Annotated in this window: 7 protein-coding genes; 3 read left to right on the top strand and 4 right to left on the bottom strand. The window is 61.3% G+C overall.

All coding sequences use genetic code 11. The features are described from left to right. Positions 1 to 10: 10 nt before the first annotated feature. Together Q1A71_RS21615 and Q1A71_RS21610 are read right to left on the bottom strand one after the other, a co-directional pair. On the bottom strand, positions 11 to 1,573 hold the full coding sequence (locus Q1A71_RS21615) for a chain length-determining protein (RefSeq protein WP_299681721.1): 1,563 nt from the start codon (positions 1,571 to 1,573) through the stop codon (positions 11 to 13). Next, the gene (locus Q1A71_RS21610) at positions 1,570 to 2,451 is read right to left on the bottom strand and encodes an AAA family ATPase (protein WP_299681718.1); all 882 of its coding nucleotides are present in this window, start codon (positions 2,449 to 2,451) and stop codon (positions 1,570 to 1,572) included. Before Q1A71_RS21610 ends, Q1A71_RS21615 begins: the two co-directional genes overlap by 4 nt. 505 nt (positions 2,452 to 2,956) lie before the next feature. On the opposite strand from Q1A71_RS21610, the gene Q1A71_RS21605 reads away from it, so the two are divergent. The 3 genes from Q1A71_RS21605 (at position 2,957) to Q1A71_RS21595 (ending at position 9,369) form a co-directional block, all read left to right on the top strand. Then, complete coding sequence (locus Q1A71_RS21605) at positions 2,957 to 3,649, top strand: sugar transferase (RefSeq protein ID WP_299681715.1); 693 nt, start codon at positions 2,957 to 2,959, stop codon at positions 3,647 to 3,649. 206 nt (positions 3,650 to 3,855) lie between these two features. Then, a complete protein-coding gene (locus tag Q1A71_RS21600) occupies positions 3,856 to 6,303 on the top strand; it encodes a tetratricopeptide repeat protein (RefSeq protein ID WP_299681712.1) in 2,448 nt (815 codons plus the stop codon). 432 nt (positions 6,304 to 6,735) lie between these two features. Next, a complete protein-coding gene (locus Q1A71_RS21595) occupies positions 6,736 to 9,369 on the top strand; it encodes an AMP-binding protein (protein ID WP_299681709.1) in 2,634 nt (877 codons plus the stop codon). 23 nt (positions 9,370 to 9,392) lie between these two features. Here the strand turns inward: Q1A71_RS21595 and Q1A71_RS21590 are convergent, their stop codons facing one another. Beyond that, complete coding sequence (locus Q1A71_RS21590) at positions 9,393 to 10,832, bottom strand: UbiA family prenyltransferase (protein WP_299681706.1); 1,440 nt, start codon at positions 10,830 to 10,832, stop codon at positions 9,393 to 9,395. 164 nt (positions 10,833 to 10,996) lie between these two features. After that, complete coding sequence (locus tag Q1A71_RS21585; protein WP_299681703.1) at positions 10,997 to 12,280, bottom strand: hypothetical protein; 1,284 nt, start codon at positions 12,278 to 12,280, stop codon at positions 10,997 to 10,999. Between the last annotated feature and the right edge of the window lie 245 nt (positions 12,281 to 12,525).

Genomic DNA, 12,525 nt, shown 5'->3' with positions numbered 1-12,525 from the left:
CACATTGGATCTATCCGATCCCAAGCCTCGAAAGACCTTTCTGCACGACCAGCTCAAGCGGGATGTAATTGGTGTCGATGTACCATAGCGCCAGCGGAACGATCACAAGGACACCAAGCGTGACCGTCACCCGGGTGATCCGGCGTATCTGTTTCTGGCGCGCGCTTTCCATATAGGGGATGACGGCGATAGGGATGATGTCGAACTTGCTTTGCAACTCCGCAGGCCGCCGGATCGCGCGGTTGAGCAGCTCAAGCAGAACGAAATATCCCGCGGCGAGGCCCATCCCGGCCATGGCCCCCATCATCGCGATGAGGGGCCGGTTCGGTCCGGAAGGGAATTGCGGCACGCTGGCATTCTCGATCACCGTGATCCGCTGCCCCTGGGCGGTGCTTTCGATCCGCTCGCTGACCTGTGCCGCATTGAGGTTGTTCAGCGCCGCATTGTAGCGGTTCTGGATGTTGACGTAGTCGCGCTCCAGCCCGGCCAGTTCGATGCCGTTGGCCGCGCTTTGCGCATTCGCCTGCTTGAGCTCTTCGATCTCACCCTGAACGCGGGTGATCTCGTCGGCGATGATTTCGGCGCGCGTGTCGATATCTGCCAGCGTCGTCCTGTAAAGCATGCTTTCGGTGGTTCCTGTGCCGTCGCTGTTGCCAGAGCCGTCCGTGTTATCTGCAGCGATCTGGTCCTGTACCGCCTTTTCCAGACGCTCCACGCGCGTGAGCAACTGTGTCATGCGCGGATGCGTGTCCGAGTAGATCAGCCGCGCCTGCTCCAGTTCGACCTTGGCAGCGGCGAGCCGCGCTTCTTCCGATGAGCGAGGTCGGTTGTCCTGTGCACGGCGCAGCTGCCCGGTGCTCTCATAGACCCGCACGAGTTCGCTGCGCTGCGTTTCGATGCCGTCGCGGTCCCGTTCAAGCTGTGCAAGACGTTCCTGCAGCAGGTTGATCCGATCCAGACGATACCGCTGCTCCTCCGGCAGTGCCGCGGCATTTTGCGATTTGAAGATCGCGATATCCGCACTTTGCTGGTCGAGTTGCTCACCGAGCCGCCGGACTTCCTGCTGGAAGAAATCGAGCGTGTTTTCCGCGCGCGACATGCGCAGCGTGGTGTTCTCCGCCAGCGCCAGGGTGACCATCTCGTTGACGACATTCGCCGCGACCCGCCCGGACCGGCCCTCGAAACTAATTGTCATCACGGTCGCCCGGTTGCGCCCTGCCGATTTCTTGATCGAGGTGGCGGCGCGCATTTCGCGGAACACGGTGTCGGGGTTCATCTCGCCGATGTCCCGGAACACCCGGAACTCATTGGCCATGTCGATCAGGTTGGCGCGTGTCAGCAGCTTTTGCTGGATGATGTCGAGCTGCTCATTGGCATCCGTCTGCACGGTTGAGGCCACCATGCGGTCCGGGATCTGGGGTTCCTCCACCAGCAGGCTGGCGGATGTGGCATAGGTTTCGGGCAGTTTCAGTGCCGTGATGACGCCCAGGCTGGAAAACACCAGCACGAACGCCAGCATGATCGGCAGCCGGTTGAGAAACAATCGCCAGTAAAATGCAAGATCTATATTCATTCGGCGGCCTTTTGCGGAACGTCGATACGGTTGGTCAGGTAGAGCGGCGGTTCGGCGGGTTTCAGGATCAGCCCGTCCCGGTAGAGTTCACGCACCACGCCGAGCCCAGCCTTCTGCTGGTCGGCGGCGGAGGCGTAGACCAGCGCCAGATCACACAGCTTGTTGATCATGCGCGGGATGCCACCCGTCTCCTCGAAGATATGTCGCACGGCCCCGGAGGTAATTTCATCGCCGGTGCCCCCCACATGCTGCAGCCGGTGCCGGACGTAGTCGCGGGTTTCGCGCAGATCGAAGGGATCGATATGGTAGGTGACCGTGACCCGCTGGGCAAACTGGCGCAGCTCCGGCTGGCTGATGATGTGGCGCAGTTCCGGCTGGCCCACGAGGATGATCTGCAACAGCTCGTCCTTGCCGGAGTTGATATTCGTCAGCATGCGCAGCTCTTCGAGCATCTCCGACCCGAGGTTCTGCGCTTCGTCGATCACGAGGACCACGTGTCGGCCACTGGCGTATTCGTCGATCACGAAATTCTGGAAGTGCTGGAACAGGGAGACATAATCGGTGTCCTGCGGCAGCGACACGCCCAGCGAATTGAGCACCCACCGCAGAAGATCGCCCCGGTCGCCCTGCGCATTGGAGATCAGGCCAAGGGAGACCTCCTTGTCCATATCGCGCAGCAAAGCCTGGATCAGCGTGGTCTTGCCCGTGCCGACCTCGCCGGTGACCACGGTGAGGGGCGCGCTGGTCGTCAGCCCGTATTTCAACACCGAGAATGCGCGACCGTGTGCCTTGGACCAGAACAGAAAGTCCGGGTCGGGCGAAAGCGTAAACGGTCGTTCCCGGAAGCCGAAATGTGCCGTGTAAAGTTCACTGGCCATGTAAGTGTGCCTTCCTGCTGCTGACCACTCGCGCTGATACTGTACTCGTAAAATGTAGGTCGCCAAAGGCTCGCCCAACAGCGGCTATGGGAAAATTTTTGCTAAATCAAGGCAGTCATGAGGCTGCAATGAGGCGCCCGGGACGGCCCCCGGCAATCTTCCGCGCAAATACCACAGTAAGGGAAGGATGGGCTTTTACATATGAAATTTGAGTGAACGTCAAAAAGCGGGGGCGATTCGGTTTTCCGTGTGCCGGCGCTCTGTCGAGGCCGATGTTGGTGCCGCCCGCGCAATCAGAACGTGTATTTCCGGTGATGTGACGAAAATTTGGACATTATTCTTGAAAAATTTTACCTTTTTTTGAGACGAGCTTTGCCCGTGTCGCAGATTGCTGTTAGGTACTAGACCAAGGCCGTGCATAGAATGATTTTCGGGGCCGAGTGTTGAGTGTGTGCTTGGTGAGGTAGGATCAATTTTCAGATCCAGAGTTTGGTGTAGGTAGATTATGACTTTGCAATTTTCGTCGCATGACAGCGAATTTCTTCACAGTCAGGAAATCGTAGACCCCTTGCCCCGCCGCTTTGCGTCGTCAGGGTTCTATCGGTCGTTTGTTAAGCCTCTGATTGATCTGGTCGCGACCCTTATCGCGCTGCCTTTCATCGTTGTTCTGGTTCTCGTCGCCGCAGCGCTCATCGCGTGCGACGGTCATAATCCCTTCTATTCACAACTGCGTGTCGGGCGGAACGGCCGCACATTCCGCATGTGGAAGCTGCGCACCATGGTGCATGATGCGGACGAACGGCTGGAAGCGCATCTCGCTGCCAACCCTGCAGCACGTCAGGAATGGGAACAGCATCAGAAGCTGCGGAATGATCCGCGCATCACCCCGATCGGTCGCATCCTGCGCAAGACCTCGCTGGATGAGCTGCCCCAGTTCTGGAATGTCCTCACAGGGGATATGTCGCTGGTCGGGCCGCGTCCGATGATGGTGTCCCAGCGCGCGCATTACTCTGGTCAATCCTACTATAACCTGCGTCCGGGGTTGACCGGCCTGTGGCAGATCTCCGACCGGAATAACTGCGAATTCAGCGGTCGCGTGCACTATGACGACCTCTATGACAACATGGTGTCCATGCGCACGGATCTTGGCGTGCTCGTGCGCACTGTTGGTGTCGTTCTTCGCGGAACCGGGTGCTGAACTCACGGAATTATCAGGGAGCGCTTCTCCTTTTCCGTTTACCCGCTGAACAGGCAACCCTAAAATATGCCAAGCTTCAGCGCTTCAACGCCTGATCATCAAAAAAACATATAAAAAACATATCGTCGTGATTTGGAGAGCGGGTTTGGCAGCGTCTGCCGAACCATGATTTCTTCCGGATAGTGTTCCTAAGAGAGGACTGAAACGTGCGTGTCGTAAATGTGCCATCGAAAATAGTCTGTTTGCTGCTTGTCGCCTTTTTCGCTCTGACAGCCTGCAAGACGGCGGATGAACGCGCGAACGAGCACTATGAAAGCGGTCTTGCCCTTCTGGCAGAAGGGGATGTGGATCGCGCCATCCTGGAATTCCGGAATGTGTTCCAGCTGGATGCCACGCATCGGGAAGCGCGCGAGGCGCTCGGGCGGGTCTATCTCGAAGAGAAGAACGACAAGCAGCGCGCCTACCGGCAGTTTCTGCGTGTCGTAGAGCAATATCCCGACGATCTCGATGTGCGGGTCCTTCTGGCAGAAATCGCATTGCTCGTGGGGAACATGGAAGAAGTCGAGCGTCACGGCTCTCATGCCGAAGAACTGGCGGCCGATGCGCCCCGTGTGCAGGCGATTACGGCTGTGCGCGCCTATGGCACGGCGGCGCGCGCAGACGATGAGCCCAGCCGTCGCGCGGCGTTGCAGAATGTCTCCACGCTGTTGGAAGATCAGCCCGACAATGCGGTGCTGAGAGCGGTGCGGATTGATGACGCCTTGCGCGAAGGTGACTTCGAGACGGCGCTGGAGGACATCGATTTCATGCTGGAACAGGATCCGCTGAACCAGCAATTCATGTCGCAGCGCCTCGGCATTCTGGCAGAGCTCGGCGACGATGCGGCCATCGAGACGCAGCTTCGGGACATGATCACACTGTTCCCGGAGAACGATACGCATAAGGCCACGCTGATCCGGTTTTACCTGTCACGCAACGAGTTGCAGAAGGCCGAGGATTTCCTGCGGACCCGTGCCGAGGAGGCGCAGTCGCAGGAAACCCGCATGGATCTGATCCGCTTTATCCTCGAAGTGCGGGGAACCGATGCGGCGCGGGAAGAGCTGCGGGCGGCTGCCGCGGCTGCGGACAATCCGCTTCCTTTCGAACTGGTTCTGGCCAGTCTCGATTTCACCGCCGGGGACCGGCAGGCAGCCATTGCCAAGCTGGAAGAGCTGGTGCGGGATGCCGAGAACACGCCTGAGGTGCTTGATGCAAAGGTTGCGCTGGCCAAGATGCAGCTTGCATCGGGCAACGAGGTCGGCGCGCGCGCACGGGTGAGTGAAATTCTTGCGGCGGACGAGGGCCAGGTGGAGGCGCTCAAGATGCAGGCGGCCTGGCAGATCGACGCGGATGAAACCGACGCGGCGATTGCCGGTCTGCGGACAGCGCTCGACCGCGAGCCCAATGACGCAGAGGCAATGACGCTCATGTCGCAAGCTTATGCGCGTGTCGGGCGCCCGGAGCTTTCGCAGGATTTCCTGGCCCTGGCGGTCGAGGCCTCGGGCAACGCCCCGGCAGAGACAATCCGGTATGCGCGGTTTCTGATCGGCGAGGAACGGTACCTGCCGGCGGAAGACATTCTGCTGAAGGCGCTGCGTCTGACCCCGCAGAACCTCGATTTGCTGATCGTAACGGGCGAGCTTTATCTGCAGATGAACGATTTCGGCCGGGCAGAGCAGGTGGTGCGCACGCTGCGCGGGTTCGAGACCGAGCGCGCGACACAGGCCGCCAATGCCATCGAGGCGGAGCGGATCAGCCGCCAGAGCGGAACGGAAGATGCCGTCGCTTATCTGGAAAGCATTGCGAATTCTGCGGATGCCAGCCTGTCGTCGCAGATTGCACTGGTGCGGGCCCGGCTCGCGACCGGGGACATAGATGCGGCCCGGAGCCTGATCGAAACGCTCAGTCAAGAGCGCCCGGAGGATCTGCGCCTGACGGCCGTTCAGGCCGGCATTGAGGCGGCGAGCGGCAATCTGGCGGCCGCGGAAACGATCTATCGCGATCTTCTGGCACAGAACCCGCAGGCCAGCGGTGCCCTTTGGCTGGAGCTGGCACGATTGAAGATCCGGCAGGAAGATCCCGAAGCCTTCCGCGGTGTCATCGAGGAGGCGCTGACGCATCTGCCGGAGAATGCCGTCCTGCTTCTGGCCAAGGCGGGCTATCTGGAGCAAGACGGGAAAATCGACGACGCTGTGGAGATCTATGAGACGCTCTATGCGGCCAACTCCGATGCGGTCATCGTTGCCAACAACCTCGCCAGCCTCTTGAGCACCTACAAAGATGACGCGGAAAGCCTGGAGCGGGCCTGGATCGTGGCGCGCCGTTTCCGCGATGTCGAAGCTGCACCGATACAGGACACCTATGGCTGGATCATGCACCGGCGGGGCAACAGCGAAGAGGCGCTGCCGTATCTCGAAGCGGCAGCGGAAGGCTTGCCCGAAGATCCGATCGTCCAATACCATCTGGCCGAGGTCTATGCGGCTCTGGATCGGCGAGAGGATGCGCTCAACCAATATCAGACCGCAGTCAGCATTGCGGGTCCAACCGATCAGCGCGACCAGATCCGGCGCGCGAAAGAAGAAATTCAGAGGCTGCGGTCGCTGATTGAAAACTAGTCTATCTGCTGCAAAAGGGCCTGATCCCGGCAATTATTTTACATAACCATGATTACGGCGTGCCGGGAGAGCCGTATGGGATGCTGGTGAGCTCTTACGATGAGGGTGCACGATGGAGGCCACCCACAGACATCGAGACGCCGCGACCCGTCTCTGTCCGTCACTACAAAAACGGCACAAGAGGATCTATGTCCCTTTGAACTGACTGTTCAGGCCCGTGGCATATGGAGTATTGGGGTCAGATCATCGGTTTTGGAGCGCCGGTCAGGGTCGTGTCCGGGCAAACGTCAGAGAGCCAAGAAGAGGTAAGCGCGTTTTGGTGTCAGGGTCGCAGTTTTTCGATGTCACTTGCAGACGTGAGGATGGGCCACCTCTTGTGACCTGGCGCATGACACATCCGGTCGGGCGCCTGAATGATGGTGAGAGCGGACAATGACCCGAATGGATCATCTGGATGTCGCCTCGCTCGATACGGTGGCGAGAGATGGCCTGGTTGCCATTGCTGCCGCGAATTCGCATGAGTTTCTGCAAGCGGCCTTTGCATCCTACGATGCAGGGCGGCTCTTTGCCGTCACGCGGCCCGACATCGACCCCGCAGCCTATGGCGTGCCCTTCACATCCCTGACCCATGCCTCGGAAACCCGGGGCTGGCTTCGATTGACGCATGAGACGTCTGTCAGCGACAGACCTGCACAGATCGTTTTCACCTCCGGGACCGAGGGCCAGCCCAAGGCCATCGTCTTGTCCCACCGAAACCTGTCTGACGTGGTGCAACGGCTCAATGCGGTGATGCAGGTCACCGAGGAGATCCGCGAATATATCGGTGTGCCGGTCACCTATTCCTTCGGGCTGGGACGCGTGCGCGCGGTAAGTGCGGCGGGCGGTGCCTGCTATCTGCCCGAGCGGTTCGATCCGGTGGAGATCCGCCAATTGCTCGACGCAGGCGAGATCAATGCGATCTCCGCAGTGCCGAGCCTGTGGCGGCTCATCCTCGCCGCGCCCGACGTGATCGGGACGGCCGGAGAGGCCGTGCGCTGGATCGAGATCGGCAGCCAGTACATGAGCGCGGAGGAAAAGCAGCAGATGCAGCGGCTCTTTCCCCGGGCTCGGATCGTACAGCACTACGGCATGACCGAAGCCTCACGGACAACGTTTCTGGTGATCTCGGACGAGACCGATGCGGACAGGCTGGAGTCGGTCGGGCCTGCGGAGGACCGGGTGCGGATCGGCGCGAAGGGCGCGATTGAAATCCGCGGCGCACATGTGGCGCCGGGCCGGCTCGGCTCCGGCGGTGCCATCATGCCGCTGGCGGACACCGATGGCTGGCTGCGCACCTCCGACCGGGGCGAGATCCGCGACGGCATGCTGTACTTTCTCGGGCGTCTCGACGACCAGATGAACCTGGGCGGGATCAAGGTCGGCGCGGAAGCCCTGGAGACGCGCGTCGCCGCGCTTGTTCCAGCGGCCCGAGGGCATTTCGCCCTGACCCCGGTGGCCGATCCGATGCGCGGTGAGGCTGTGCTGTTGGCACTGGAACCCCCTGCGGACGGCATGGAAGATCTCGTGGCGGCGGCGGTGCTGCAGGCGCTCAAGGAAAAGGGCGTGAGCGCGGGTGGTAACCTCAAACGGGTGACGCTCGATGCGCTGCCCCGCACCGCCACCGGCAAGATCAGCCGCGCCGTCCTGCGCGAGAGCGCGTCCGACAGCGGGCAAGATCAGGGGGCGGCAGAGACATCCCCCAAGGACGTGCATGGGGTGCCGCTTTCGGAGGAAGAGGCGCGGATTGCGCAGCTCTGGGTACGTGTTCTGGGCGCGGTGGAGATTGGGCCGGACAACAGTTTCTACGACAGCGGCGGCGATTCCCTCAGTGGGTTGCAGATCGGGCTGGTGATGGAAAAGGCCGGTATTCCCCGCCCGGCCATCAATGCAACCTTCGAAGGGGCCAGCCTGCGGGATGTGGCGGCACAGGCCATGCCCGATGCCCCTGCCCCGGCCGCCGCGCGTGCACCGCTGCCGGAGAAGACCCGCCTGACATGGGCGCTGACCCTGACCCGGGCGGTGGTCGTCATGGCGGTGCTGCTCTCGCACTGGGGGCCAGGGCTGATGAACATGCTGGGGCTTCCGCAGACCCTGTTCATTTCCTTCACGCGCCTCGGTACGCCGGGGTTTGCCTTTGTCTTCGGCATCGGCATCGGGCTCTATATGCTGCTGGAGATACGGCGGGACCCGCGGGCCGTCTATCACCGGACCGACCGTGCGGCGCTGCTGGTCGGGCTGGGCGCGGTGCTGATGGGGATCGTCTATCTCGGCTATGCGGAACGGCGCGGCAACCTGATGAACTGGCTGACCGTCTCCAATGCCTTCTACAGCGTATTGCTCTATTACACGATCATGTTGACCACCGCGCGCCTGTGGCTGCCGCCGCTCGCCCGGCTGAAACACCCGGTCACCACGCTGCTGATCCTGTCGCTTGTCTGCTGGGGGCTGTGGCAGCTCATGCGCGACCTCATGCCCGATGCGCAATATGTCTCCCCGGTCGAACTGTTGCGGCTGATGTTCGGGGCCGGCGGCTACAATGTCTTCAAGCTGGGCACGATGACCGCGGCAGGGATCGCGGTGGGATACTGGATCACGCAGCAGAGCGATATGGACGTCGTGCGCCGCCGGATGCTGCTGGTTGGCGGACTGGGTGCGGTGTTCTGCGGCGCTGCCCTTCTGCAGGCGCATGGCACCATTCTGCTGACCAGCTCTACCCGGATGCATACCTCGCTGATCGGTCTGGGGTACTACGGCAGTCTCTGCGTGTTCATGCTGGGTCTGTTCCTGACGGTTCTGCCGGGCTGGGCGCAGGCGAAGGGTGGCGCGCGGGTGCTGTTGCGCATTGCCCTGACCTTCGGCGGGCTTGCGCTCCCGATCTACGTGCTGCACCAGTTCGTGATCCCCGTCTACAAGGTGCTTGAAATCCACGGGCTGCCCTCTGCGCTGTCGCTTTGGCTGCCCTTGGGGCTCTTCTTCGCTGTCATGTTCTACATGGGGCGCCGGGTCTACCGCATGTACGGCGGGTGACCGCGCCCGGGGCCGGTAGCGGCCTACCAGGAGGCGACGATCACCAGCCCGGACAGCCCGCCGAGGATTTGTGACAGCCGGTCCTTGAGCGCGAAGAGAACCGGATCTTCCTGCACCTTGCCATGCAAGGCTGCGCGCCATATGTGCATCTGCCAGAACAGCAGGATCGGGAAGATCAGCCAGAGCAGCTCGGGGTTGGCATAGGCGCCCGACGGAAAGCGCTCCTCGACCAGGTAGATCACGAAAAGCAGGGCCGCTGCGACCGCCGACCCCGCCCCGAACGGCAGCAGCAGCGGCAGGTCCGTTGCCGTATACCCCCGGCTCTTGCGGACGGTCCTGTGAATCGTCTCGTCCATCAGTTCGGTATAGCGTTTGAGAATGGCGAGGCTGGCGAAGATGAACATCGAGAAGGTGAAGATCCAGAACGAGAAGGTATTCGCCGTCAGGACCGTGCCGGCCACGATCCGGATCGTATAGAGCGAGGCCAGGGCCATGATATCGACCAGCGGGCGACGCTTGAGCCAGAAGGAATAGAGCATCGTGCCGCAGAAATAGAGGCCGCAGACGGCCATGAAGACAGGCCCGAGGGTCCAGGCGATGAGCCCGCCTCCGAGTATCAGCGCGGCAAAAAGTACGACACCTTCAGCGGCCGTCAGAATACCCGCAGCAAAGGGCCGGAATTGTTTTTTCGGATGCGCCCGGTCGGCATCGAGATCCATCAGGTCGTTGAAAATATAGCCCGCTGACGCAATGCAGCAGAACGCAGCGAACCCCAGAAGCGTGATCAGGAAATCCGCGCCTACCGCCTCCTGCCCCGCCAGCACCAGCGGTACGAAGAGCAGCAGGTTCTTCGCCCACTGATGGGGCCGCACCGCGCGCCAGACAGCGCGCCATGACAGGGCGCGCGGGAAAAGGGCCGCCAGTTGCGCAGGGCCAATGGCCTGGCGCGCAAAGGTTTCGGTGCCCACGACAATCGCCTGGTCAGTGGCCTGCCAGATGGCGCTGTCGGCCCGGCTGTCACCGGCGTAGACAAAGCCCTCGGCATGCAGGTCTCGAATGGCCGCGAGTTTGCGGGCGGCACTCAGGTTGGTCTGCCCGTCACTGCCGATCACACGATTGAAAAACGGCAGCCGCGAGGCGACGGCATCCACGATGGACTGGTCTGCGGCAGAGACCAGGTCGACCTGTCGCCCCTGCTCGCTCTGCGCGCGCACATAGGCGAGCACGTCTTCATTGAGCGGAAGTGTCTCGGCAGGTGTCGGTGCGATTTCGGCGATGCGCCGTTTGAAGCGCGCCTTGGAGGCCAAGGCCAGCGGCAGGCTGCGCAGAAAGTCGGCAGGCGCCTTCTTGAGCGCGCGCAACATGCCTTCGTGCAGGGTATCGACCCGGGAAAGTGTTCCGTCGAGATCAACGCAAAGCGGTCTCTCGTCCACAAGCGGTACTGAAAATCCGTGTGCTGTCATTAAAAAATCTGTCTTCGTTAAAATCTACACATCAGATCACCATCATAGCATGGTAGCGGGCCTGAACTCCAAGAAAATTGTAAAAGAAGGCCTGTGCGCTCCGCTGCGCACCCTATCGGGCCGATATGTCCCCTGCGGGCTGCGGCCCCTCCTTACAAGGCGGGCTATCTCGTGACCGCAGGCAATGTGACGCATTCGGCGTTTTCCGAATCCCGCACTGCAAAGCTCCATTCGCCGCGGTCGACACGCAGGCAGTAGGGGCTCGTGGCATCTTGCAGGGTGTCCAGCAACTGCGCCACTTCCATGCGTTTGACAGGGTTGGTGCGGTAATAGGGCAGCTTCAGGGCCAGCGACAACAGGATCAGCCCGGTCAGGGCTGTGATGGCCGCCGGCCGGAGCCAGCGCAGGCCCGGAGACCAGCGGCGCCAGGCCGGCAGCAGGCTGAGCGCTGCGGCCAACAGAAACAGAACGCCAGTGAGATACCCGTAGCGGTGCCCCCAGGTGTTTTCGAGCGGCATCTCCCGCGCGACCGCACAAAACAGGCTGTTGCCGAATCCGAGGGTCAGCAGCACCACCACCAGCAGGCGCACCCGGCCCCGGGCCTGCCAAATCACGACCCCGAGCAGGCCCAGGCTGATAATCCAGAGACCGACGGCCAGATCCCGGTGCAGAAACATGCTGCGCACCCGGGTGCTGAAGAGCGTCTCGAAGATACCGCGCTCCAGAAACAGCCGTATCGCTTCCCAAAGTGTGGCAATGATCGCGGGCGTATCGCCCGACCCATCCGGGGCCACTCCGATCAGAAGATAGACGGGCAGCACTGCGGTCACGGGCAGGAAGGCCCAGCGTTCAAGCGCAGTCTGCGCTTGCCAGACGCGCCACAGCAGAACGGGGAACAGAATGACGGAGACCGGGTGCGATGTGGCCGCGATCACGCAGAACACAGCACCCGCCACGGCGCCTACTCCCGTCCGCGGTGTCCACAGCAGACCGAGGAAGAACAGCAGGATCGCCAGGTTCCACAGCGCGAAGGTCGTGTTGGTCATCAAGGCGGTGTTGGCGGCGGGAAAAAGCCCCAGCAGCAGAGCGATGAACATCCGCTCCGGCCGGGTCATGCCTGGAAGCGCAAAGCTTGGATGGCACATAACCGCGAAGGTCAGTGCGGCAATCGCAATCGGGACCCAGTAGAGCGCGTAGACGGCCGCTGCAATCGGCAGAAACCCGAAGAGATATCCCAAAAGGTTGGGGCCGACCGAGACATAGCCGCCGTAAAAGCGGAAGATATCTGCGGGGGCATGGCTGGCGGTGTAGAAGTCCAGCATGTTGGGGCCGTCTTCGTTGAAAAGCGGCGGCGCCAGGGCGCCTGGCACGTCACGCAACACGTAGATTGCGAAGAGAACGAAAAAAATCAGCGCAAAGTCTTTATGAAATCGTTGTGCGTCCTGCATGCCGCATCAGCCCATTTAAACATACGTTCTGAAAAGAGATCTTTACCGATAGGGTCCGGAGGTCGGGAACATGATTTTCACCGCCCGGTTAAAATGGCCCCAAGGCCGCGAGGATGTCAATTTGTGATCCACATCGGAGCGCTTTGCGGCAAATTGCCGACGGAATGGCAAAAATCGTTGACTTGAGCGGGCCAAGATCCACAAGTGAACCCGGTAATTTGGTATAAGTTTATAGATTTTGGGGG

Origin of the sequence: uncultured Roseobacter sp., from assembly GCF_947493125.1 — a bacterium.
Lineage (GTDB): Bacteria > Pseudomonadota > Alphaproteobacteria > Rhodobacterales > Rhodobacteraceae > Roseobacter.
Note: the sequence above shows the minus strand (reverse complement) of the source record. Positions and strands in the feature narration are given on the sequence as shown.